The sequence below is a fragment of the Georgfuchsia toluolica genome (assembly GCF_907163265.1).
GTDB classification, from domain to species: Bacteria; Pseudomonadota; Gammaproteobacteria; order Burkholderiales; family Rhodocyclaceae; genus Georgfuchsia; species Georgfuchsia toluolica.
In genome coordinates this window covers 1,380,439-1,404,007 of record NZ_CAJQUM010000001.1, presented here as the reverse complement: position 1 = coordinate 1,404,007, position 23,569 = coordinate 1,380,439, and the positions used below count along the sequence as shown (strand labels likewise).

Below are 23,569 nucleotides of genomic sequence, written 5' to 3'. Positions count from 1 at the left end.
CGGATGCCCGGTACATGCAAGGGTTTCGGCGGGGACTTCAGCGGACACGATGCAGCTGGATATACGCGGACAGGATGCGCAGGGACGTGAAAACCTTTATGTGTTCCGGATCGTCGGAGCGCAAAGCCACCCCATATTTTTGTTCCACCTCCATCGAGAGTTCCAGCATATCCAGAGAATCGAGCCCCAGGCCTTCACCGAATAATGGTGCTTCCGGTTCAATCTGCTCGGGAGTGACCTCTTCAAGGTGGAGGGTATCGACAATCAAGCGAGCAATTTCCTGTTCTATATTTTTTAACACATCATTCATGGACGATATTATTCACAACACATGTCTGGGGGCTGGTCATTGGCTCGCAAAGCGAATTCTCACGGCCATTTATTTTGCGCATATACAGTCTTGGATGCTATCACAGGGTCCTTGGTCATCGGCAAGGGCCCTATATTTTGTCCAGTGTCGGCACCCTTCAGTCGAGAACTCGCCTGGCTCCATGTCAGTGAGCTGTGACATAATCAAAATCATCTGCAAGAGTTGGCACTCCATGCAAAAGATGTTCTACGACATCCGTTAAGAGAATCTCGTCGTCCATTGAGGATCCGCCTCATTCACGAGGTCACCAGCCCGTGGATCCTGGAAGTATTGGAGATCTTGGCCGCAGCTATAGCCGGGGCATTTTGCAAGGGTATTGAAAGGTATTGGAATTTTTTGAAAAGGAACAGATGTTATGAAACAGATAGTGCAGAAGCTGGTGATGTTTGGTGTCGCAGTGGGTGTGCTTGCCGCATGCAACACCATGGCAGGGCTTGGGAAGGACGTTGAAAAAGTCGGTAGCAAGATCGAAAACAAGGCACAAGAGAAAAAGAGCTATTGAGGTAAAAAGGTTCATCCTGCTGACCGATTCGAGGCATGCTGCCCACGCCATCGCTCAAAGGAAAAGATTTGGCCGCCACGAGTCGATTCACAATCCGGCTTCGGATACTGCCGGCAAGGTATCGTCAATTTCCTGGTGACCTTAATTTCGGCAGCAATGATGTTGCGTTTTGGCTTCAATAATGCCGATGTGGCGGATAGAATTGAGTCGGCCGTGAAAAAGTGCTGGCACTGGGCTTTCGAACAGGCGATATTATCGGGTCCGGCATGCAGTCGGTCGGGACACGCGAAACGGGCGGCGCCGTATTGGCGGCGCTGGAATAGTCGAGAGAACGGAACTATGAAGCGAGTGGGACTGGTAGGTTGGCGCGGGATGGTGGGGTCGGTGCTCATGCAGCGCATGAGTGAGGAGAACGACTTTGCCCTCATTGAGCCGGTCTTTTTCACGACTTCGAATGTCGGCGGCAAGGGGCCCGATATCGGGGTCGATGTGCCGCCATTGAAGGATGCATCCAGCATCGACAAACTCAAGGCGCTGGACATCATCATTTCCTGCCAGGGTGGCGATTACACCAATGACGTGTTTCCTCGTCTGCGTGCCGCCGGCTGGAACGGCTACTGGATCGATGCCGCTTCGGCGCTACGCATGAAGGATGATGCGATTATCATCCTCGATCCGGTGAACCTCGATGTCATCAAGCGTGGCCTTGCCGCGGGCGTCAAGAACTACATCGGCGGCAACTGCACGGTATCGCTGATGCTGATGGCACTGGGCGGCCTGTTCAAGGCCGATGAAATCGAGTGGATGACCTCGATGACCTATCAGGCAGCTTCGGGCGCGGGTGCGCAGAACATGCGCGAACTGCTCAATCAGATGGGTGAGGTGCATCGCGTGGCCAAATCACTGCTCGAAGATCCGGCCTCGGCGATTCTCGACATCGATCGTGAAGTTGCCGGCATCCTGCGCGACGAGAGCTTTCCGACCGACAACTTCAGCGTGCCGCTCGCTGGTTCGCTGATCCCCTGGATCGACAAAGATCTCGGTAACGGTCAGAGCAAGGAGGAGTGGAAAGGAGAAGCCGAGACTAACAAGATTCTCGGCCGTAGTGGCAAACCGGTTCCGGTGGATGGACTGTGTGTGCGCGTGGGCGCCATGCGCTGCCATTCGCAGGCGCTGACCATCAAGCTCAAGCGCGACATTCCGCTCGACGAGATCGAGGGTATGCTTGCTGTGCACAACGATTGGGCCAAAGTGGTGCCGAACCAGCGCGACGCCACCTTGCGTGAACTGACTCCGGTCAAGGTGACGGGGACGCTTTCGGTACCGGTTGGCCGCTTGCGCAAGTTGTCGATGGGAAACCAGTATCTGTCGGCGTTTACCGTCGGCGATCAGTTGTTATGGGGAGCAGCGGAACCCTTGCGTCGCATGTTGCGCGTGCTGTTGAATTAAACTTCAGGCGGCTGCAGGGGCAATTTGATGCGGAGGATGAGCTTGCATCGCTAAGGCCATGATGTTATTTTGAATACCAGTTTAGAGTATTCCCCACGGGGGGCACCGTGCATAGAAATGACAAACAGAATGTTTTGAAGCGTGCAATATTGGCTATCGTAATGGTGTCGGCATTGGCCGCGCCGTTTGCGGTCAATGCGGCTGGGCTGGGCAAGATTACCGTGCTTTCCGCGCTGGGACAGCCCTTGCGGGCGGAGTTGGACATTACCGCGTCGCGCGAAGAACTGCCTTCCCTGACCGCTCGCGTGGCCCCCGTCGAGGCGTTTCGCCAGGCCAACGTGGAGTACGCGTCTGTGCTGTCCGCTGTGCGTTTCGTTCTTGACAAGCGTTCCGACGGCAAGCCTTACTTCAGGATACAGACCGATCATGCAGTCAATGATCCGTTCATTGACTTTCTCGTCGAATTGAATTGGTCCTCCGGTCGCCTGGTACGTGAATATGCTTTTCTGCTCGATCCCCCTGAGCTGAAGACCGATAATGTGTCTGCTGCCGTGACGGCGCCAGTCGCGCCAGCGCCTGTGGATACCTCTTCTTCTGCCAGTGCGCCGCCGGAGGTGACGGTTGAATCGGCACGGAGCAATGAAGCGCGTCGGGCTCCTCCAATTGAGTCACAGAAACCCGAGATGGAGAATAAAGCGGCTTCAAATAATATCCGCAAAGTGAAGCCGGGCGACACGCTGAGCAAGATCGCTGTCGAATCAGCGCCGGAGGGTGTTACGCTCAACCAAATGCTGGTGGCCCTGTTCAACAGCAATCGTGATGCCTTCATCGATGGCAATATGAACCGCCTGCGCGCCGGCAGGATTCTTAATGTTCCTGATGCGGAAAAAGCGGCAGCCATCAGCGCCGGTGAGGCGCACAAGGTCGTGGTAGTGCAATCCGCCGCCTTCAATGCCTATCGCAATAGTCTCGCTGCTGCGGCTGCCAATCAAGCGCCGGTGGAACAGCCGAGGCCGCAGTCCAGCAGCGGCAAGATCACACCGAAGGTGGAAGAAAAGGCGCCGTCCGCAAGCGGCCAGGACAAGCTTCTGGTGTCGCGCAGCGAAGCACAAGCGAAAGCGGGCAAGGGTAAGTTGGGCGAGGAAGATATTATTGCTCGCGACAAGGCGTTGAAAGAAGCCAACAGCCGTATTGGAGAACTCGAAAAAAATCTGGCCGATCTCAAAAAACTTGCTGAATTGAAGAGCCAACCTGCCACGGATACACAGAAGACCGGGCAAGCGGCGACAACGGTACCTGTGCCTGCTGCAGCAAAACCAGTGCCCGGCGGCCCGGCTGCCTCCCCAATCGCTACCGCTCCAGTGGCGGCTGCCGCAGCGCCGACGGCGGAAAAGCCGCAGGCAAAACCGAAGAAAAAAATCGTTTCTCCCCCGCCTCCGCCAGAACCCAGCTTCGTCGAAGACAATCCCGTGCTGGTCTATGGTGGTGGTGCTGCGCTTGCGGCTGTTCTGGGTTTTCTCGGCTTTCTTGGCTGGAAGCGCAAACGCGATGTTGCAAGTGCTCCAGCCGTCACAGTGGACGATCTGGCAGCCAGTTCCGTTTTTGGCGTGGCCGCGAGCGAAAATTTAGCTGCCAGTGCAGTGCCGCGCTCCGATTTTGGCCACTCGACCCTCAGGGCTGTCGATACCGGAAAGGAAGGCGTCGACCCGATTCAGGAGGCCGAGGTTTATATGGCCTACGGGCGCGATGGCCAGGCAGAAGAGATCCTTGTCGATGCGATGCGGAAAGATCCCGGCAACCTTGCCGTATATCTGAAACTGCTCGAGATATATGCCGGTCGCAAGAGTCTGCCTCAGTTCAACGAACTGGCCGGCAAATTGCATTCGCGTACCGCCGGCAACGGTTCCGAGTGGAACAAGGCTGCGGTGCTTGGCCGTTCCCTGGATCCGGCAAACCCCTTGTACAGTGGCGCTACAGCGCCTGAGCCTGCGCAGCACGGCCAGACGGCCGCCGTCGAATCAACACCAGCCAGCCAGTCCGTGGATGCAGCGATAGCCCTGCAAGCTCCCCCCTTGCAGGGAGCGCCAGCTAAAGCGGCGGCTGCGACGGCAAATGCGGGGACGAGTACACTCGACTTCGATCTTGATCTTGGGGCTGCACCGGTGGCTTCGGTTGAAGCGCCCACCGCAGCTCCTGCAAAAATGGCTGCCAGCGACCTTGACTTCGATCTTGATCTGGAGACGGCTGCGCCGGTGGTTTCGGCTGAGGCGTCTGTCGTTGCTCCTGTAAAAGCGGAGGCCAGCGACCTTGACTTCGATCTTGATCTGGGGGATGACGAAAACCCGGCCGTGGAAGCAAAACAAGGTGGCGGTCTTGACATCGACTTCAATGCGCCGGCCCAAGCGGGCAACGCACTCGATTTCGATTTCGACCTCGGCGCAAGCGCGCCGGCATCGCTCGAGCAGGCTGCGCCGCCTTTGGATCTTTCATTAATCGATCTTGACCTCAAGCAAACCGACGTACTGGCCGCGGCCGGGAATGCAGGCAACTCGGCAGAAGTGGCAACCAAGCTTGAACTTGCTCATGCCTATGAGGAAATGGGCGACCATGAAGGCGCTCGCGAGCTGCTGCAGGAAGTGCTGACGGAAGGTTCTCCTGCCCAACAGGAAACGGCGCGCAGCAAACTGGCCCAACTCGGCTGACTGTTTTCTGGAAGACGCGGCCATAGCCGCGTCTTCCGGCTTCTTCCGACCCCATGAGGTTTCATTCTTCCAGCCAACTGCTCGTTCGGAGCAGCCTGCTACTGCACATGCCGTCATCCCACGCTTTTCACGAGAATACGGTGAGTCTCACCATCGTCACGCCGCATGCACGCCAGGTTTGGTAATGACCACTCTTGCCGCCGCGGTTGAAGTTCAGGAATGAATGCGATGACAAGAGTTGCCATTGGCATCGAATACGATGGCTCACACTTTCACGGCTGGCAATTGCAACCTGCGCTGGAAACCATCCAGGGCGCGTTGGAACGCGCGGTTGCCGAGATTGCAGGCGAACGTGTGGCGGTGATCGCCGCCGGGCGTACCGATGCCGGTGTGCATGCCTTGGAGCAGGTGGCCCACTTTGATACCAATGCGTCACGCCCGCTCCAGGCCTGGATACGTGGCGTCAATCGTCATCTTCCACCTGCGGTAGCGGTGCGTTGGGCGGTTCCGGTCGAGCCGGCGTTTCACGCCCGGTTTTCGGCGATCTCACGCCGCTATCGCTATGTGTTGTTCAACCATCCGGTACGACCAGCGCTACATGGCGGGCGCGTCGGCTGGTATCACCGTATGCTCAATGTCGACAGGATGTCTTTAGCCGCCCAATACCTGATCGGGGAACATGATTTTTCCTCGTTCCGTTCCTCGGAATGCCAGGCCAGATCGCCGGTCAAGACCCTGCATGAAGTCAATATCCGGCGCCATGGCGACTATGTGCTATTCGATTTTCGCGCCGGCGGTTTTTTGCATCACATGGTGCGCAACATCATTGGTTCCCTGCTTTGGGTCGGTTACGGCAAGGTATTGCCGGAAGCGTTCGCAGAACTGCTGGCAGCTCGCGGCAGAACCCTTGCAGCGCCGACCTTTGCCCCGGATGGACTTTATTTCGCTGGCGCTGAATACGCCGAACACTGGCGATTGCCACTATCGGGTCGTATCATGACGCCCTTCGATCCTGTACAACCTTGAATGTGCGCACCCGAATCAAGATTTGTGGTCTGACTCGCGCTGAAGATGTCGATGCGGCAATCAATGCCGGCGTCGATGCCATCGGCTTCGTGTTCTATCCGCCGAGCCCGCGTAACCTTGCCATCGAGCAGGCGGCTGCCCTGGCAGCGCGCGTGCCGCCTTTCGTTACCAGGGTGGGTCTCTTCGTGAATGAAAACGAGAGCGCTGTAAAGCAGGCACTCGCCGCGGTGGCGTTGGATTTGCTGCAGTTTCATGGTGAAGAATCCGAGGCTTATTGCTGTTCATTTGGACGGCCCTATATCAAGGTGGCACGGGTCAGGCCGGGACTCGATCTGGTAGAATTCGCGCGGTCTTATCCTTCAGCCGCGGGGCTTTTGCTTGATTCCTATGTCGAAGGCTACGGTGGCAAGAGCGAGACATTCGACTGGTCCATCATCCCATCCCGATTGCCATTGCCGGTAATTCTTTCCGGCGGTTTGCACGGCGGCAATGTTGCCGCAGCGATACGTCAATTGCATCCTTGGGCGGTCGATGTGAGCAGCGGAGTGGAATCAAGCAAAGGCATCAAGAATGCCGCAAAAATCGCCGACTTTGTGACGGCAGTAACGCATGCAGACAGCTTACCAATATCCTGACGCGCTTGGCCACTTCGGCACTTACGGCGGCGTTTTCGTTGCCGAGACGCTGATTCCCGCGCTGGATGAGTTGCGCGCTGCCTATGCCGCGGCCCGGGCCGATCCGGCTTTTCGCGCCGAGTTCGAATACGACCTCAAACATTACGTTGGACGGCCGAGCCCGATTTACCACGCCAGGCGCTGGTCGGATTTGCTCGGCGGCGCGCAGATATATCTCAAGCGCGAAGATCTCAATCACACCGGTGCGCACAAGGTGAACAACTGCATCGGTCAAGCCATGTTGGCGCGCCGCATGGGTAAGCCGCGCGTGATTGCCGAGACGGGCGCTGGAATGCATGGTGTCGCGACTGCTACCGTTGCTGCACGCTATGGCATGGAGTGCGTCGTCTACATGGGCAGCGAGGACGTCAGGCGCCAGGTGCAGAACGTCTATCGCATGAAGCTGCTCGGCGCCACGGTAGTGCCGGTGGAAAGCGGCTCGAAGACACTCAAGGATGCATTGAATGAAGCGATGCGCGACTGGGTCACCAACATTGCCAGCACCTTCTACATCATCGGTACCGTGGCCGGGCCACATCCCTATCCGATGATGGTGCGCGACTTCCAGTCCGTCATCGGCGAAGAATGCAAGGTACAGATGCCGGAACTCGCCGGTCGCCAACCGGATGCGGTGATCGCCTGTGTCGGCGGGGGCTCCAACGCGATGGGAATTTTCTACCCCTATATCGATGAGCAGAAAGTGCGCCTGATCGGTGTCGAGGCGGCTGGTTGCGGCATCCAGAGCGGCCGGCATTCCGCTTCGCTGACTGCCGGCCGCCCCGGTGTGCTGCACGGCAACCGCACCTATTTGCTGCAGGACGAGAACGGCCAGATCACCGAGACGCATTCGATTTCGGCCGGCCTTGATTATCCCGGCGTTGGTCCCGAGCATGCCTGGCTCAAGGACTCGCAACGTGCCGAGTATGTGACCATCACTGACGACGAAGCGCTCAAAGCTTTTCATCACCTGTGCCGGCTGGAAGGCATCATTCCCGCGCTGGAGTCTGCGCATGCCCTGGCCTATGCAGCGAAGCTCGCGCCGACCCTGGGCAGGGACAAGCTGCTGTTGGTCAATCTGTCCGGCCGCGGTGACAAGGACATGCACACGGTGGCGGAGAAATCCGGCATCCGCTTCTGACCATGTCGCGCATACAGACCACTTTCGCGCAATTGCACAAGCAGGGCCGCAAGGCGCTGATCCCTTTCATTACCGCCGGCGATCCTGATGCCGAATTGACGTTGCCGCTGCTGCAGGCGCTGGTTGCGGGCGGCGCCAACATCATCGAGCTTGGCGTACCATTCTCCGATCCGATGGCCGACGGCCCGACCATCCAGCGTGCCTCCGAGCGTGCGCTGAAACAGGGCATGTCGCTGACCCGCGTGCTCGATATCATCCGCGAATTTCGTCGGGATAACGATCACACGCCGCTGGTGTTGATGGGATATGCCAATCCGATCGAGGCCTATGGCGTCGAACGATTCGCATGCGACGCCAAGGCTGCTGGCGTCGACGGCGTGCTGACCGTCGATTATCCACCCGAGGAGTGTGAGGCTTTCGCTGCCATCCTCAAACACGCAGGGATGGATCCGATTTTTTTGCTGGCGCCGACCTCGACCGAGCAGCGCTTTGCCCAGGTGGCCCAGTTGGGTAGCGGCTATATTTATTACGTCTCGCTCAAGGGCGTGACCGGTGCCGGCCACCTCGATCTCGATGAGGTGACGAAGCGCATTCCCGCAATTCGCGCTAAAGTCGGCATGCCGATCGGTGTCGGTTTCGGTATCCGCGACGGCAACAGCGCTGCACGGATTGCGACAGTTGCCGATGCGGTGGTGATCGGCAGCCGCATCATCGAGGAAATAGAGAATTCGCCGCGCGATCAGGCTGTCGCAAAGGTGGGCGCATTCATTCGCGGCATTCGTAATGCCATGGATCAGGGGGTACCGTTATGAGTTGGCTTCAGAAATTGCTGCCACCGAAGATCAAGCGCGCCGAAGGAGTTCGCCATTCGGTGCCGGAAGGACTCTGGTGCAAGTGCCCGGCCTGCGAGGCGGTGCTCTACAGCTCTGACCTCGAAAGCAATCTCAGCGTTTGCCCGAAATGCGGACATCATCATCGCCTCAAAGCGCGTGCCCGCCTCAACCTGCTGCTGGATGCCGAAGGGCGTTTTGAGATTGGCGCCGAAGTGATTCCTCTCGACACACTCAAGTTCAAGGACAGCAAACGCTATTCCGATCGTCTCGCGGGTGCGGTCGAAGATACCGGGGAAGCCGATGCGCTGGTAGTGATGCAGGGCGCGATCAAGACATTGCCTGTTGTCGTGGCCTGTTTTGAATTCGATTTCCTCGGCGGCTCGATGGGCTCAGTCGTCGGCGAACGCTTCGTACGCGGTGTGCGCGCTGCGATCGAGGCCCAGAGCGCGTTTGTCTGCGTCACGGCGAGTGGTGGCGCGCGTATGCAGGAGGGTCTGTTCTCGCTCATGCAGATGGCCAAGACGACGGCAGCCGTGACCCAGTTATCGCAGCACAATCTGCCCTTTATTACCTTGCTCACCGATCCGACCATGGGCGGCGTGTCGGCCTCGTTCGCCTTCATGGGCGATGTGGTCATTGCTGAACCCGGTGCATTGATCGGCTTTGCCGGACCGCGCGTAATCGAGCAAACCGTGCGCCAGAAGTTGCCGGAAGGTTTTCAGCGCGCCGAGTTCCTGATTGAAAAGGGCGCGATCGACATGATCGTCGACCGGCGTGAACTGCGCGACCGGTTGGTGTCGCTGATTGCACTGCTGCAACGTACACCTCTTCCCGCATAGATGCCCGACTCACTGTCTGGCTGGCTGGCTTATATCGAGTGCCAGCATGTCCGGCCCATTGTGCTGGATCTGGAACGTGTTGAAGAAGTGCGTAGCACCCTGGGGCAGACAAAAAACTGTGTTGTCATTACTGTGGGTGGCACCAACGGCAAGGGTTCGGTATGTGCAATACTGGAAAGCATCCTGCTTCGTGCCGGTTACCGCATTGGCCTTTATACCTCACCACATTTTCTCGACTATAACGAACGCGTTCGCGTCAATGGACGGACAGTATCCGACGATGAACTTTGCCGCGGCTTTACTGAAGTCGAAGCCGTACGAAACGGAACATTGTTGACCTACTTCGAGTTCGGCACGCTGGCGGCGTGGCAGGTATTTGTACGCAACCAGCTTGACGTCATCATTCTCGAAGTCGGGCTTGGCGGCAGGCTGGATGCGGTCAATGTCTATGAACCGGACTGTGCGGTGGTGACAACGGTCGACCTCGACCACATGGATTATCTCGGCAGCGACCGTGAGCAAATCGGGTTCGAGAAAGCCGGGATATTTCGCCACGGGAAACCCGCCATCTGTGGCGATTCGAATCCGCCCTCGACCTTGCTCGCGCATGCGGCCACAATTGGCGCGGATTTGAGGCTGATCGGACATGACTATGGTTTCGTTTCTGAAGAACAGCAGTGGCAGTTCTGGAGTTGGCTGGGTAAACGCAGTGGACTCGCTCTTCCGGCCTTGCGCGGCGGGATTCAACTCACCAATGCGTCGACAGCGCTGGCCGCGCTGGATACGTTAGGCGACTTACTTCCTGTGGCAACGCAGGACGTTCAGCGCGGCTTGATGGAAGTCGAATTGCCGGGACGATTCCAGATCATTCCCGGCAAGCCAGCCGTGGTGCTCGATGTGGCGCATAACCCGCAGGCGGCCGGCGTGCTGGCAGAGAACCTCGGTAATATGGCATCCGCCCGCGCGCAGACTTGGGCCGTGTTTGGAATGATGGCCGACAAGGATATCGCCGGCGTGATTCGTGCGGTCAAGCCGTGGGTAACGCACTGGCTGGTCTGTACGCTGCCAGGATCACGTGCCGCGAATGCCGCGCAACTCGCCGAACTGCTACGGCATGAAGGTGTTACCGAGCCGATAGGGGAGTATCCGTCAGCGGCCGAAGCATTCGCCTATGCGCGAGGCGCCGCAGAGGATAATGATAAAATTCTTGTTTTCGGATCGTTTCTAACGGTTGCCGACGTTATGCGTATCCTTGCTTCCGGAGCCTGACCGTCATGCCTGACGATTCCACCGTCGATTCAACGATTGACTTGAAGAAACGCGCACGCCGGCGCCTGGTTGGCGCGGTGGCACTGGCGCTGCTGGCCGTGATCGTGTTGCCGATTGTGATGGATAGCGAGCCGAAGCCCAGCGGCCAGGAAATCCAGATCCGCATTCCCAGTCAGGATGGCGATTCTCTCGTTGCGCGCGTGATTCCCGGCCGCCCGGCACCAGCTCCGTTGCCGAAAGATCAGCAAGTACCCAAGCCAGAGCCTGTCGCTGAAATGACTGTTTCCAAAACTCCAGAGGTTGCCGAGAAACCGGCTTCGCCCCGGTGGCGAGCGTGGTAACGGAAACGAAAGTCGATACTGCCAAAAAATCCGAAGTTGCTCATGCTGAGGCCGTGCTCGAAGGCAAGGATGCCGAACAATGGGTTGTGAAACTGGGGGCATATCAGAATGCCGCCAATGTGAAGCAACTGGCAAACAAGCTCAAGGATATGGGTTTGCCGTCTTACACTGAAAAGCTCGATTTGCCGCAAGGGTCGCGCACGCGGGTACTGGCGGGGCCCTTCAAGTCACACGAGGTGGCCGATAAGGCGCGCTCGCGAATTAATAAGATTGGCGTTGACGGCCAGGTTGTGCAAAAGCAGTGACGATCTTCGATTACGCAGTTCTGGCAGGCATTGTGCTGTCAGTGTTGTTTGGGTTTTGGCGCGGAGTGGTCAGCGAGCTGCTGGCACTGGTTGCATGGGTACTGGCGATCGTATTGGGTAGATTGTTTGCACCAAACTTGGCGCCGGAATTGGCGCGGTGGGTACCTGATTCTGCTCTACGGTATGCGGTGGCATTTGTGGCAATTGCCATAGCGGTGTTATTTCTGGCCGCAGGGGTCAGACTACTGGCAAGCGGATTGCTGAAAGTCATTGGACTGGGCTTGATAGACAGGCTTCTTGGCGCCATGTTTGGTTTGGCGCGGGGTGTTTTGGTGGCGCTGGTGCTTGTGGCGGCGGGTGGTTTGACAGCCTTTCCGAAACAGGCATGGTGGCGCGATGCAGTATTCGCAGCGCCACTGGAAACGGCGGTCGTGGCAATGAAGCCGTGGCTGCCACGCGAGTGGGCAAGCAAGATTCGATATCGCTAAGTGTGAATTGAGGACATCATGTGCGGGATTTTGGGCGTTGTAGCAACCACACCGGTTAACCAGTTGCTCTACGACGGGTTGCAGGTGTTGCAGCACCGTGGCCAGGATGCTGCCGGCATTGCGACAGCCGAGGGTGGCCGCTTCCATATGCACAAGGGGCAGGGGTTGGTGCGCGACGTGTTCCGCACCCGCAACATGCGCAATCTGGTGGGCAACTGGGGCATTGGCCATTGCCGCTACCCCACTGCGGGTTCTGCCTATAACGCTGCCGAAGCGCAGCCGTTTTATGTCAATTCACCTTTTGGCCTGATGCTGGCGCACAACGGCAATCTTATCAACACCGGCCAGCTTAAACAGGACATGTTCCTGCAGGATCTGCGGCACGTAAACACCAATTCGGATTCTGAAGTGTTGCTCAATGTGCTCGCACACGAACTGCAACTTGCCTCGACCAAGTACCAGCTCGATCCTGAGACTGTATTCAGGGCGGTGGCGGGCGTGCATCGTCGCGTGCGCGGGGCGTATGCGGTCGTGGCGATGATTGCCGGCTACGGCCTGCTGGCGTTTCGTGATCCATTCGGTATTCGTCCGCTGGTGGTCGGCCGTAACGATACTGAGCAGGGACCGGAATACCTGGTGGCGTCGGAAAGCGTCGCGCTCGACACGCTTGGTTTCAAGATGCTGCGTGATATCGAGCCGGGCGAGGCGGTGTTGATCAATACGCAGGGGCATTTCGTCAGTCGCCAGTGCGCGGAGAAGACCATGCATGCCCCGTGCATGTTCGAGTACGTTTACCTGGCGCGGCCCGATTCGCTGATGGATGGCGTGTCGGTCTATGAAACGCGCGTCAAGATGGGGGAGTTCCTGGCCGACAAGATTCGCCACACCATGCCGCATCTGGAAATCCATGCGGTGATTCCGATTCCGGATTCGTCGCGCCCTGCTGCGATGGAACTGGCGCGCCGCCTTGATCTACCGTACCGGGAAGGATTCGTGAAGAATCGCTATATCGGCCGTACTTTCATCATGCCAGGGCAGGCTTCGCGCAAGAAGTCGGTACGACAGAAACTTAATGCCATTTCGCAGGAGTTTCGCGGCAAGAACGTGCTGCTCGTCGACGATTCGATCGTGCGTGGCACCACCAGTCACGAGATCGTCACCATGGCGCGTGAAGCAGGTGCAACCAAGGTGTATTTTGCTTCGGCCTCGCCCCCGGTACGTTATGCCAATGTCTATGGCATTGACATGCCGTCGCGCGGTGAACTGATCGCTGCTTTTCGTACCGATGAGGAAATCCGGCAGGAAATCGGCGCCGATGCATTGATCTATCAGGACATTGATGCCTTGAAAAAAGCCGTGCATATGTTGAATCCGTCCTTGAATATTTTTGAAACGTCGTGTTTCGACGGTTGTTACATCACCGGCGATGTCACTGCGGAGTATCTTGAAAACGTCGAGCAGGCGCGGGATAACCCGGCGCGGCATTCCGCTGATGGCGACGATAGCGCCCAGCTTGACCTTAACCTGATTCTGGAAGGCCAGGAATAACATGGCGAAAAAACCGGATTTCGATACGCTTGCCGTCCGTGCAGGCCAGGAGCGCAGTCAGTTCAATGAGCATTCCGAGGCGCTTTATCTCACGTCGAGTTTTGTTTTTGAGAACGCGGCTCAAGCAGCGGCACGTTTTTCCGGCGCGGAGAAGGGTTATGTTTATGGTCGGTTCGACAACCCGACCATCGATATGTTCCAACGCCGTCTCGCCGCGCTCGAAGGTGGAGAAGCTTGCGTCGCCACGGCAAGCGGCATGTCGGCATTGCTGTCGACCGTGATGGCGCTGCTCAGCGGCGGCGATCACATCGTATCGTCGCAGAGCGTGTTTGGCGCGACAGTAAATTTGTTCAGCACGATCCTGTCGCGTTTCGGCATCGAGACCACCTACGTCAAGGCCACGGACATCGAGGCCTACAAGAATGCCATTCGTCCGAACACCAAGCTGATTTTCATCGAGACGCCATCGAACCCCTTGATGGACGTTGTTGATATCGCCGCCTTGGCGCAAGTCTCGCGTGCTGCCAAGGTGCGGCTGGCGGTCGATAATTGCTTTTGCACACCGGCCCTGCAGCAGCCTTTGGCGCTGGGCGCAGACATCGTGATTCATTCGGCGACCAAGTATCTTGACGGCCAGGGCCGCGTCCTGGGTGGCGCCGTGTGCGGCAACAAGGCGGACATGGAGGAGGTGTACAAGTTTCTGCGCACTGCCGGTCCTTCGATTTCGCCTTTCAATGCATGGGTCATTCTCAAAGGCATGGAGACGCTGCGCATTCGCATGGAAGCGCAGTCAGCCAATGCGCTGGAGTTGGCGCAACGTCTTGAAGCGCATCCGAAAGTGGCGCGAGTTCTTTACCCGGGACTTGCCTCGCATCCGCAGCATGCGCTGGCTGCCAGGCAGCAGTCGGGCGGCGGTGCCATCGTCAGTTTCGAGGTGAAGGGTGGCCGAAATGAGGCATGGCGGGTTGTGGATGACTGCCGCCTGCTCTCGGTGACGGCGAATCTCGGCGACACCAAGACCACGATAACGCATCCGGCTTCGACGACGCACGGCCGTATCACGCAGGAAGCACGTGCCGCGGCGGGAATCAATGAAAGCTTATTGCGAGTGGCAGTCGGACTGGAGTCGGTGGACGACATTTTCGGCGATCTGCTATCGGGCCTCGGTTAATCGGTTTCCCAGCATCGTATGGATCGTACCGAGCGCTTTTACAAGATAGACCAACTGCTCGGCGAACATCGCGTTGTTCCTTTTTCAACCTTCGAGGAAAAGCTCGGAGTTTCGCGCGCGACCATCAAGCGCGATCTTGAGTACATGCGCAACCGGCTCAATGCGCCGATTGTTTGGGATCGTGAACGCCGCGGCTACTGTTTTGCACAGGCTGAGTATGGCGCCAGCCAATATGAGTTGCCCGGTCTCTGGTTCAGCGCAACCGAGATTCACGCGCTGTTAACCATGCAGCATTTGCTCTCGGGGCTTGATCGTGGTGGGTTGCTGGCATCGCATGTCGAACCTCTTCAGGCGCGGCTGATGTCGTTGTTGGATTCAGGCGACGGCTCGATCGATGAAATCCGTAAGCGCATTCGTATCGTTGGCATCGCATCTCGTGTTATCGGCCTGGATCATTTTTCTGTTTTGGGCTCTGCTTTGCTGCGGCGCAAGCGCGTGCAAATCCTCTATTACGTTCGTGCCCGTGACGAAGCAACCGAACGCGAGGTATCGCCGCAGCGGCTCGTCTATTACCGTGAGAACTGGTATCTGGATGCATGGTGCCATTTACGCAATGAACTGCGCAGCTTCGCTATCGATGCGATACGCCGCGTCGACATTCTTGAAACACCAGCGAAGAATGTTCCGGACAAGACGCTCGATTCGGTATTGGGGGCAGGCTACGGGATATTTTCCGGGCGCAAGGTGCAATGGGCAAAACTGCGCTTTTCCGCGCAACGTGCGCGCTGGGTAATGAGCGAGAGATGGCATCCAAAACAAAAAAGCAGATTGTTGGCTGATGGCCGTTATGCCATGGAGCTACCATACAGCGACCATCGCGAACTGGTAATGGATATTCTGCGCCATGGTCCGGACGTCGAAGTGCTGGCGCCAACTTCATTGCGTGAAGAAGTGATGTCCCATCTCAAGAGTGCCTTGGAACATTACAAAAAATAAAATGCATCCAACTAAAAAAAGTGTCGAAAGGGCTTTACAAGCCAAAAGACTCTTCCTATAATCCTGCCTCTCTGCTGATTGCGGAGCGCGCAAAAAGAAGTGGCGCGAAGGCTCTTTAAAATTTAGAACAACCGATAGGTGTAGGTGCTTGCTGGGTTTTTGAGGCGAGGACGAGTTGGTGGTGCTGAAATCGAAGGCGCGCCAATGCGACGGAAATATGAACGAAAGTTTGGATTTTCGGCGCGAATCAAAACGAAAGTGGAGGTTCTGTTCTGGCCAAGCGAAGTAATACAGCAAGGCACTTACACGAAATAGACAAGACTGGTCAGAGGTAACACTTTGATCAATCCTTGAAGATTCGTTTGAGTGAGTAACAAAATTAAGCAAGATTAAACTGAAGAGTTTGATCCTGGCTCAGATTGAACGCTGGCGGAATGCTTTACACATGCAAGTCGAGCGGCAGCGCGGGGCAACCTGGCGGCGAGCGGCGAACGGGTGAGTAATACATCGGAACGTACCCAATCGTGGGGGATAACACATCGAAAGATGTGCTAATACCGCATAAGTCCTGAGGGAGAAAGCGGGGGATCGCAAGACCTCGCGCGGATGGAGCGGCCGATGGCGGATTAGCTAGTTGGTGGGGTAAAGGCCTACCAAGGCGACGATCCGTAGCTGGTCTGAGAGGACGACCAGCCACACTGGAACTGAGACACGGTCCAGACTCCTACGGGAGGCAGCAGTGGGGAATTTTGGACAATGGGCGCAAGCCTGATCCAGCCATTCCGCGTGAGTGAAGAAGGCCTTCGGGTTGTAAAGCTCTTTCGGCAGGGAAGAAACGGTTTGGGCTAATACCCCGAGCTAATGACGGTACCTGAAGAAGAAGCACCGGCTAACTACGTGCCAGCAGCCGCGGTAATACGTAGGGTGCGAGCGTTAATCGGAATTACTGGGCGTAAAGCGTGCGCAGGCGGTTTTGTAAGACAGATGTGAAATCCCCGGGCTTAACCTGGGAACTGCGTTTGTGACTGCAAGACTCGAGTACGGCAGAGGGGGGTGGAATTCCACGTGTAGCAGTGAAATGCGTAGAGATGTGGAGGAACACCGATGGCGAAGGCAGCCCCCTGGGTCGATACTGACGCTCATGCACGAAAGCGTGGGGAGCAAACAGGATTAGATACCCTGGTAGTCCACGCCCTAAACGATGCCAACTAGGTGTTGGGGAAGGAGACTTCCTTAGTACCGTAGCTAACGCGTGAAGTTGGCCGCCTGGGGAGTACGGTCGCAAGATTAAAACTCAAAGGAATTGACGGGGACCCGCACAAGCGGTGGATGATGTGGATTAATTCGATGCAACGCGAAAAACCTTACCTACCCTTGACATGCCAGGAACTTTCCAGAGATGGATTGGTGCTCGAAAGAGAGCCTGGACACAGGTGCTGCATGGCTGTCGTCAGCTCGTGTCGTGAGATGTTGGGTTAAGTCCCGCAACGAGCGCAACCCTTGTCATTAGTTGCCATCATTTAGTTGGGCACTCTAATGAGACTGCCGGTGACAAACCGGAGGAAGGTGGGGATGACGTCAAGTCCTCATGGCCCTTATGGGTAGGGCTTCACACGTCATACAATGGTCGGTACAGAGGGTTGCCAACCCGCGAGGGGGAGCCAATCCCAATAAAGCCGATCGTAGTCCGGATCGGAGTCTGCAACTCGACTCCGTGAAGTCGGAATCGCTAGTAATCGCGGATCAGCATGCCGCGGTGAATACGTTCCCGGGTCTTGTACACACCGCCCGTCACACCATGGGAGTGGGTTTCACCAGAAGTAGGTAGTCTAACCGCAAGGAGGGCGCTTACCACGGTGGGATTCATGACTGGGGTGAAGTCGTAACAAGGTAGCCGTATCGGAAGGTGCGGCTGGATCACCTCCTTTCTAGAGCGCTAAGCTCGGCAAGTACCTACAACCTATCGGTTGTTCCAGGCAGCAGACAAGCGGGTCTGTAGCTCAGCTGGTTAGAGCACCGTCTTGATAAGGCGGGGGTCGTTGGTTCGAACCCAACCAGACCCACCACGCATACCAGGCGGGGCACGGCCGATAACAACCACCGGGCGTCGAAGCTTGAGGGGGTGTAGCTCAGTTGGGAGAGCGCGTGCTTTGCAAGCATGAGGTCATCGGTTCGATCCCGTTCACCTCCACCAATTGCGCTGCCCGAGTTGCTGCTGACAAGAGTCGATCTCTCAACGTGATCAAGAAATTGGCGGGTTGAGAGATCGGTTTTTTACCGAACGGTTGTAGGTTCTTTAACAATTTGGAAGAAGTAAAGTGTGTGTGGATCCGCAAGGATTCACGCATGGGTTGTGATTGCATTGCTTCATTCCCACCAACTTGAACCGGCGGTGGGGGTGGAGAAACAAGCGCTTGTTGCTCTCTAGGCTAGCGACTTGGGAATCTGGAAAGAGGACCAGGGCGCAAAGTTATAGGGTCAAGTGACTAAGTGCATGTGGTGGATGCCTTGGCGATGTCAGGCGATGAAGGACGTTGTAGCCTGCGAAAAGCTACGGGGAGCTGGCAAACAAGCTTTGATCCGTAGATGTCCGAATGGGGAAACCCGGCCCGCAAGGGTCATCCCATCCTGAATTCATAGAGGTGGGAAGCGAACGCAGCGAACTGAAACATCTAAGTAGCTGCAGGAACAGAAATCAACCGAGATTCCCAGAGTAGTGGCGAGCGAAATGGGAACAGCCTGCAAGATTTAGCTTCTGTGTTAGCGGAACGCTCTGGAAAGTGCGGCCGTAGTGGGTGAAAGCCCCGTACGCGAAAACATGGAAGTGGAACTAAGCTTGCGACAAGTAGGGCGGGACACGTGAAATCCTGTTTGAAGATGGGGGACCATCCTCCAAGGCTAAATACTCGACATCGACCGATAGTGAACCAGTACCGTGAGGGAAAGGCGAAAAGAACCCCGGGAGGGGAGTGAAATAGATCCTGAAACCGCATGCATACAAACAGTGGGAGCGGACTTGTTCCGTCACTGCGTACCTTTTGTATAATGGGTCAGCGACTTACGTTCAGTAGCGAGCTTAACCGAATAGGGGAGGCGTAGCGAAAGCGAGTCCGAATAGGGCGCTTCAGTTGCTGGGCGTAGACCCGAAACCAGATGATCTATCCATGGCCAGGATGAAGGTGCCGTAACAGGTACTGGAGGTCCGAACCCACTAGTGTTGAAAAACTAGGGGATGAGCTGTGGATAGGGGTGAAAGGCTAAACAAATCTGGAAATAGCTGGTTCTCCCCGAAAACTATTTAGGTAGTGCCTCGTATGGACACTTCCGGGGGTAGAGCACTGTAATGGTTGGGGGGGTCATTGCGATCTACTCCGCCATAGCAAACTCCGAATACCGGAAAGTGATATACGGGAGACAGACTGTGGGTGCTAACGTCCATGGTCGAAAGGGAAACAACCCAGACCGCCAGCTAAGGTCCCAAATCCATGGCTAAGTGGAAAACGAAGTGGGAAGGCATAGACAGTCAGGAAGTTGGCTTAGAAGCAGCCATCCTTCAAAGAAAGCGTAATAGCTCACTGATCGAGTCGTCCTGCGCGGAAGATGTAACGGGGCTCAAGCCATGAACCGAAGCTGCGGATGCCTAGTAATAGGCATGGTAGGGGAGCGTTCCGTAGGCCGTTGAAGGTGTGCTGTCAGGCATGCTGGAGGTATCGGAAGTGCGAATGCTGACATGAGTAGCGATAAAGCGGGTGAAAGGCCCGCTCGCCGAAAGCCCAAGGTTTCCTGCGCAACGTTCATCGGCGCAGGGTGAGTCGGCTCCTAAGGCGAGGCCGAAAGGCGTAGTCGATGGGAAACAGGTCAATATTCCTGTACCGATCACAGATGCGATGGGGGGACGGAGAAGGTTAGCTCGGCCGGGTGTTGGACGTCCCGGTTTAAGCGTGTAGGCGTGCTGCATAGGAAAATCCGTGCGGCTTAGCTGAGGCGTGATGACGAGGAGCCATTGGCTCTGAAGTGAGTGATACCCTGCTTCCAGGAAAAGCCTCTAAGCTTCAGTCTGTGATTGACCGTACCGCAAACCGACACAGGTGGGCAGGATGAAAATTCTAAGGCGCTTGAGAGAACTCAGGAGAAGGAACTCGGCAAATTGACACCGTAACTTCGGGATAAGGTGTGCCTCGGTAGCGTGTAGCGACTTGCTCGCGAAGCGCGATGGGGTTGCAAAGAATCGGTGGCTGCGACTGTTTAATAAAAACACAGCACTCTGCAAAGGCGAAAGCCGACGTATAGGGTGTGACGCCTGCCCGGTGCCGGAAGGTTAAGTGATGGGGTGCAAGCTCTTGATCGAAGCCCCGGTAAACGGCGGCCGTAACTATAACGGTCCTAAGGTAGCGAAATTCCTTGTCGGGTAAGTTCCGACCTGCACGAATGGCGTAACGATGGCCACACTGTCTCCTCCTGAGACTCAGCGAAGTTGAAGTGTTTGTGAAGATGCAATCTCCCCGCGGCTAGACGGAAAGACCCCATGAACCTTTACTGTAGCTTTGCATTGGACTTTGACGAGACTTGTGTAGGATAGGTGGGAGGCTGTGAGACTTGGTCGCTAGATCAGGTGGAGCCAACCTTGAAATACCACCCTGGTGTCGTTGAGGTTCTAACCTGGGCCCCTGAATCGGGGTCGGGGACCGTGCATGGCAGGCAGTTTGACTGGGGCGGTCTCCTCCCAAAGTGTAACGGAGGAGTACGAAGGTCTTCTAGGTACGGTCGGACATCGTACTGATAGTGCAATGGCATAAGAAGGCTTGACTGCGAGACCGACAAGTCGAGCAGGTGCGAAAGCAGGTCATAGTGATCCGGTGGTTCTGTATGGAAGGGCCATCGCTCAACGGATAAAAGGTACTCTGGGGATAACAGGCTGATTCCGCCCAAGAGTTCATATCGACGGCGGAGTTTGGCACCTCGATGTCGGCTCATCACATCCTGGGGCTGTAGCCGGTCCCAAGGGTATGGCTGTTCGCCATTTAAAGTGGTACGTGAGCTGGGTTTAAAACGTCGTGAGACAGTTTGGTCCCTATCTGCCGTGGGCGTTGGAGATTTGAGGGGGCCTGCTCCTAGTACGAGAGGACCGGAGTGGACGGACCTCTGGTGTACCGGTTGTCACGCCAGTGGCATCGCCGGGTAGCTAAGTTCGGAAGAGATAAACGCTGAAAGCATCTAAGCGTGAAACTCGCCTCAAGATGAGATCTCCCGGGGGTTTAACCCCCCTAAAGGGTCGCGGAAGACCACCGCGTTGATAGGCTGGGTGTGGAAGCGCAGCAATGCGTTAAGCTAACCAGTACTAATTGCCCGTGCGGCTTGACCCTATAACTTTGTGTGAACAGCACGAAAGCAACAAACGCAGCAATCATTACCCATCTTTACTTCTCCCAAATATCGTGACCCGGCTCAAGCCAAAAAGCCCACCCCGAGTCACCCAGTTTTGTCTGGTGCCCATAGCGTCTTGGAACCACCCCTTCCCATCTCGAACAGGACCGTGAAACGAGACCGCGCCAATGATAGTGAGTTAACCTCTTGCGAAAGTAGGTCAGCGCCAGACTCCCCCTTGAAACCCCCTCCGGCTTAGCCGTGAGGGGGTTTTGTTATTCGCTTGCTAGAATAGCGCCCATGAAAACCACTTTTCTCGAATTCGAGCAGCCGATAGCTGATCTTGAAGCCAAGATCGAGCAACTCCGCTTTGCGCAGGATGATTCCGCTGTCGACATCTCCGATGAGATCAGTCGTCTCGAAGTAAAAAGCCAGGCGCTGACCAAGGATATTTACGCGCAACTGACGCCGTGGCAAATCGCGCAAGTGGCGCGTCACCCGCAGCGTCCCTACACGCTAGATTACATCAAGCATGCTTTTACCGATTTCGAGGAGTTGCATGGCGATCGTGCTTTTGCCGATGACCAGGCAATTATCGGTGGCCTGGCACGCTTCAATGGTCAGTCATGCATGGTGATCGGGCATCAGAAAGGCCGCGATACCAAGGAAAAAATTCAGCGCAATTTCGGCATGCCGCGTCCGGAGGGCTATCGCAAGGCGATGCGCTTGATGAAACTCGCGGAAAAATTCGGGCTGCCGATTTTTACCTTTGTCGACACCCCGGGCGCCTATCCGGGCGTCGATGCCGAGGAGCGAGGCCAGTCGGAAGCCATCGGCCACAACCTTTACGTGATGGCCGAACTCAAGGTGCCGCTGATAGCAACAATTATTGGTGAAGGCGGCTCGGGCGGGGCATTGGCGATTGCCGTCGGCGACTTAGTCATCATGCTGCAATACGCGACCTATTCCGTGATTTCACCGGAGGGTTGCGCCTCGATTTTGTGGAAGAGCGCTGAACAAGCCAATGAGGCGGCGGAAACCATGGGCATTACGGCGACGCGGCTCAAGTCGCTGGGACTGGTAGACCGCATCGTCGCCGAGCCTGTTGGCGGCGCCCATCGCGAATATTCAGCCATTGCGGCCTCGCTCAAGCGCGCATTGCAAGATGCATTGAAGCAGGTCTCCGGCCTGACGCCTGCCCAGCTTATCGAACGGCGCATGGAGCGCTTGATGGGCTATGGCAAATTCAAAGAGCAAACCATCCATTGACCTGTCTGCGTTGTTGAGCGACCGGCTCGCCCGTCATGTCGAGCCGGGCCAGGGCTTGTGTGTCGCGCTTTCCGGCGGCATCGATTCCGTGGCACTGCTACATGCAACTACTGCATCGGCCAAGGCACTGGGACTCAGGCAGCCGGTCGCCTGTCACGTCAATCATGGTTTAAGCCCGCATGCCGGCGAGTGGGAAACCTGCTGCCGCAAATTATGCGAACAGCTTGGTATTGCCCTGGAGGTGCGACGGGTCCAAGTCACGCGCGACGGCAAAGGATTGGAGGCGGCGGCGCGCAAAGCGAGGTATGCGGCGCTGAATGCCGTCGAATGCGACTGGGTTCTTCTCGGCCATCACCGCGACGATCAGGCCGAAACCGTTCTGCTTAACTTGTTGCGTGGCGCTGGCGTTCATGGCGCCGCCGGAATGGCTGAGCGGCGAGGGCGACTGCTGCGACCGCTGCTGGATGTGTCGCGCGAACAAATTGTCGAATATGCAAAATGGAACGGGTTGTCGTGGATCGAGGACGAAAGCAATATCGATTGTCATTACAGCCGAAACTTCCTGCGTCATGAGGTAATGCCCTTGCTTGAGCGGCCGTTTCCCAATGCGACGGTTAGTCTGGCGCGTGCGGCACGGGCATTCGGCGAGGCCGCCGAACTGCTGGATCGGATGGCAGAAGAAGATCTCGGCGCCGCAAAATTATTGAATGTTGCGCAATTGAACGCCCTGCCTCCATTGCGTGCCGCCAATCTGCTGACGTCTTACTTGCGCCGTCAGGGTTTGCAAATTCCGGGCAGTGCAATGGTCCGGGAAATGTTGCGGCAGTTGCTTACAGCCAGCCACGACAGCGATATCCGTTTCACGCTGGGAAATTACGAACTAAGGCGATTCCGCGATCAGGTGCTGGTGGATATTCCCCCTCAACCGGTAGCGCCAACTGTCTGGGCCGGGGAGCAGACAATACCATGGAGCGGCCATCAAATTCATGCCAGTTCCATAGTCGGCGCCGGAATCGCTGCTGCCATGTTGAATTTTGGCCCTTTGTATTTTTCGGCACGTCGTGGCGGCGATGTTCTGCAACTCAGACCGGGCGGACCGCGGCGACCACTCAAGGATTTGCTGCGCGAGGCTGGGGTTCCCCCTTGGCGCCGCAAGAACCTCCCGGTACTTTATTCGGGAGATGAAGTGGTCTGGGTGGCGGGCATCGGCATTGCCGCCAAATATCGTTGCAAGCCCGGAGCAGAGGGCTTTTTGATAGAGTTCGATGGGGTAACTTGGTAGAAT

Annotated in this window: 18 protein-coding genes, 2 tRNA genes and 3 rRNA genes; 22 read left to right on the top strand and 1 reads right to left on the bottom strand. The window is 56.7% G+C overall.

Annotated features, from left to right (window positions below):
- Positions 1–37 precede the first annotated feature (37 nt).
- Entirely contained in the window at positions 38–310 is a 273-nt protein-coding gene (locus K5E80_RS06660) for a phosphopantetheine-binding protein (protein WP_220635421.1), read from the bottom strand.
- 415 nt (positions 311–725) lie between these two features.
- On the opposite strand from K5E80_RS06660, the gene K5E80_RS06655 reads away from it, so the two are divergent.
- From K5E80_RS06655 to tilS, 22 genes are all read left to right on the top strand, one after another.
- On the top strand, positions 726–872 hold the full coding sequence (locus K5E80_RS06655) for an entericidin A/B family lipoprotein (protein WP_220635420.1): 147 nt from the start codon (positions 726–728) through the stop codon (positions 870–872).
- 339 nt (positions 873–1,211) lie between these two features.
- Entirely contained in the window at positions 1,212–2,321 is a 1,110-nt protein-coding gene (gene asd, locus K5E80_RS06650; RefSeq protein ID WP_246590899.1) for an aspartate-semialdehyde dehydrogenase, read from the top strand.
- A gap of 161 nt (positions 2,322–2,482) precedes the next feature.
- Positions 2,483–5,023: a motility hub landmark protein FimV gene (locus K5E80_RS06645; RefSeq protein WP_220635418.1), complete on the top strand. Its 2,541-nt coding sequence runs from the start codon at positions 2,483–2,485 to the stop codon at positions 5,021–5,023.
- 228 nt (positions 5,024–5,251) lie between these two features.
- Entirely contained in the window at positions 5,252–6,049 is a 798-nt protein-coding gene (gene truA / locus K5E80_RS06640; protein WP_220635417.1) for a tRNA pseudouridine(38-40) synthase TruA, read from the top strand.
- Positions 6,050–6,051: 2 nt separating this feature from the next.
- Positions 6,052–6,684, top strand: coding sequence for a phosphoribosylanthranilate isomerase (locus K5E80_RS06635; RefSeq protein WP_220637251.1), 633 nt, complete (start codon positions 6,052–6,054; stop codon positions 6,682–6,684).
- The gene (gene trpB, locus K5E80_RS06630; RefSeq protein WP_220635416.1) at positions 6,659–7,861 is read left to right on the top strand and encodes a tryptophan synthase subunit beta; all 1,203 of its coding nucleotides are present in this window, start codon (positions 6,659–6,661) and stop codon (positions 7,859–7,861) included. The genes K5E80_RS06635 and trpB overlap by 26 nt, the downstream gene beginning before the upstream one ends.
- Positions 7,862–7,863: 2 nt before the next feature.
- On the top strand, positions 7,864–8,673 hold the full coding sequence (gene trpA, locus K5E80_RS06625) for a tryptophan synthase subunit alpha (RefSeq protein WP_220635415.1): 810 nt from the start codon (positions 7,864–7,866) through the stop codon (positions 8,671–8,673).
- Positions 8,670–9,533, top strand: coding sequence for an acetyl-CoA carboxylase, carboxyltransferase subunit beta (accD, locus tag K5E80_RS06620; RefSeq protein WP_220635414.1), 864 nt, complete (start codon positions 8,670–8,672; stop codon positions 9,531–9,533). The genes trpA and accD overlap by 4 nt, the downstream gene beginning before the upstream one ends.
- On the top strand, positions 9,534–10,802 hold the full coding sequence (gene folC / locus K5E80_RS06615; protein ID WP_220635413.1) for a bifunctional tetrahydrofolate synthase/dihydrofolate synthase: 1,269 nt from the start codon (positions 9,534–9,536) through the stop codon (positions 10,800–10,802).
- Between the two features lie 5 nt (positions 10,803–10,807).
- Positions 10,808–11,143: a hypothetical protein gene (locus K5E80_RS06610; protein ID WP_220635412.1), complete on the top strand. Its 336-nt coding sequence runs from the start codon at positions 10,808–10,810 to the stop codon at positions 11,141–11,143.
- A gap of 53 nt (positions 11,144–11,196) precedes the next feature.
- The gene (locus K5E80_RS06605; RefSeq protein WP_220635411.1) at positions 11,197–11,448 is read left to right on the top strand and encodes an SPOR domain-containing protein; all 252 of its coding nucleotides are present in this window, start codon (positions 11,197–11,199) and stop codon (positions 11,446–11,448) included.
- On the top strand, positions 11,445–11,936 hold the full coding sequence (locus K5E80_RS06600) for a CvpA family protein (protein WP_220635410.1): 492 nt from the start codon (positions 11,445–11,447) through the stop codon (positions 11,934–11,936). Before K5E80_RS06605 ends, K5E80_RS06600 begins: the two co-directional genes overlap by 4 nt.
- An 18-nt stretch (positions 11,937–11,954) precedes the next feature.
- Entirely contained in the window at positions 11,955–13,484 is a 1,530-nt protein-coding gene (gene purF / locus K5E80_RS06595; protein ID WP_220635409.1) for an amidophosphoribosyltransferase, read from the top strand.
- 1 nt (position 13,485) lies between these two features.
- A complete protein-coding gene (locus K5E80_RS06590; RefSeq protein WP_220635408.1) occupies positions 13,486–14,655 on the top strand; it encodes an O-succinylhomoserine sulfhydrylase in 1,170 nt (389 codons plus the stop codon).
- A gap of 18 nt (positions 14,656–14,673) precedes the next feature.
- Positions 14,674–15,651 carry a helix-turn-helix transcriptional regulator gene (locus K5E80_RS06585; RefSeq protein ID WP_220635407.1) on the top strand — a complete coding sequence of 326 codons (978 nt, stop codon included), beginning with the start codon at positions 14,674–14,676 and terminating at the stop codon, positions 15,649–15,651.
- A gap of 391 nt (positions 15,652–16,042) precedes the next feature.
- A 16S ribosomal RNA gene (locus K5E80_RS06580) occupies positions 16,043–17,579 on the top strand.
- Between the two features lie 61 nt (positions 17,580–17,640).
- Positions 17,641–17,717, top strand: a tRNA-Ile gene (locus K5E80_RS06575).
- Positions 17,718–17,769: 52 nt separating this feature from the next.
- Positions 17,770–17,845 (top strand) — tRNA-Ala (locus K5E80_RS06570).
- Positions 17,846–18,127: 282 nt separating this feature from the next.
- Positions 18,128–21,014: ribosomal RNA gene (locus K5E80_RS06565) — 23S ribosomal RNA — on the top strand.
- 119 nt (positions 21,015–21,133) lie between these two features.
- A 5S ribosomal RNA gene (gene rrf, locus K5E80_RS06560) occupies positions 21,134–21,247 on the top strand.
- Together the 16S, 23S and 5S rRNA genes with 2 tRNA genes alongside form the textbook arrangement of a ribosomal RNA operon.
- A 68-nt stretch (positions 21,248–21,315) precedes the next feature.
- Entirely contained in the window at positions 21,316–22,284 is a 969-nt protein-coding gene (locus K5E80_RS06555) for an acetyl-CoA carboxylase carboxyltransferase subunit alpha (RefSeq protein WP_220635406.1), read from the top strand.
- The gene (gene tilS, locus K5E80_RS06550) at positions 22,253–23,566 is read left to right on the top strand and encodes a tRNA lysidine(34) synthetase TilS (protein WP_220635405.1); all 1,314 of its coding nucleotides are present in this window, start codon (positions 22,253–22,255) and stop codon (positions 23,564–23,566) included. The genes K5E80_RS06555 and tilS overlap by 32 nt, the downstream gene beginning before the upstream one ends.
- The last annotated feature ends 3 nt before the right edge of the window (positions 23,567–23,569 follow it).

Bases quoted from the DNA above. Each gene is read 5' to 3' on its own strand.
- folC (WP_220635413.1), top strand. From the start codon at position 9,534: ATGCCCGACTCACTGTCTGGCTGGCTGGCTTATATCGAGTGCCAGCAT.
- trpA (WP_220635415.1), top strand. From the start codon at position 7,864: ATGTCGCGCATACAGACCACTTTCGCGCAATTGCACAAGCAGGGCCGC.
- trpB (WP_220635416.1), top strand. From the start codon at position 6,659: ATGCAGACAGCTTACCAATATCCTGACGCGCTTGGCCACTTCGGCACT.
- K5E80_RS06645 (WP_220635418.1), top strand. From the start codon at position 2,483: ATGGTGTCGGCATTGGCCGCGCCGTTTGCGGTCAATGCGGCTGGGCTG.
- K5E80_RS06585 (WP_220635407.1), top strand. From the start codon at position 14,674: ATGGATCGTACCGAGCGCTTTTACAAGATAGACCAACTGCTCGGCGAA.
- K5E80_RS06660 (WP_220635421.1), bottom strand. From the start codon at position 310: ATGAATGATGTGTTAAAAAATATAGAACAGGAAATTGCTCGCTTGATT.
- K5E80_RS06555 (WP_220635406.1), top strand. From the start codon at position 21,316: ATGAAAACCACTTTTCTCGAATTCGAGCAGCCGATAGCTGATCTTGAA.
- K5E80_RS06655 (WP_220635420.1), top strand. From the start codon at position 726: ATGAAACAGATAGTGCAGAAGCTGGTGATGTTTGGTGTCGCAGTGGGT.
- K5E80_RS06610 (WP_220635412.1), top strand. From the start codon at position 10,808: ATGCCTGACGATTCCACCGTCGATTCAACGATTGACTTGAAGAAACGC.
- accD (WP_220635414.1), top strand. From the start codon at position 8,670: ATGAGTTGGCTTCAGAAATTGCTGCCACCGAAGATCAAGCGCGCCGAA.
- purF (WP_220635409.1), top strand. From the start codon at position 11,955: ATGTGCGGGATTTTGGGCGTTGTAGCAACCACACCGGTTAACCAGTTG.
- tilS (WP_220635405.1), top strand. From the start codon at position 22,253: ATGGCAAATTCAAAGAGCAAACCATCCATTGACCTGTCTGCGTTGTTG.
- K5E80_RS06590 (WP_220635408.1), top strand. From the start codon at position 13,486: ATGGCGAAAAAACCGGATTTCGATACGCTTGCCGTCCGTGCAGGCCAG.
- asd (WP_246590899.1), top strand. From the start codon at position 1,212: ATGAAGCGAGTGGGACTGGTAGGTTGGCGCGGGATGGTGGGGTCGGTG.
- truA (WP_220635417.1), top strand. From the start codon at position 5,252: ATGACAAGAGTTGCCATTGGCATCGAATACGATGGCTCACACTTTCAC.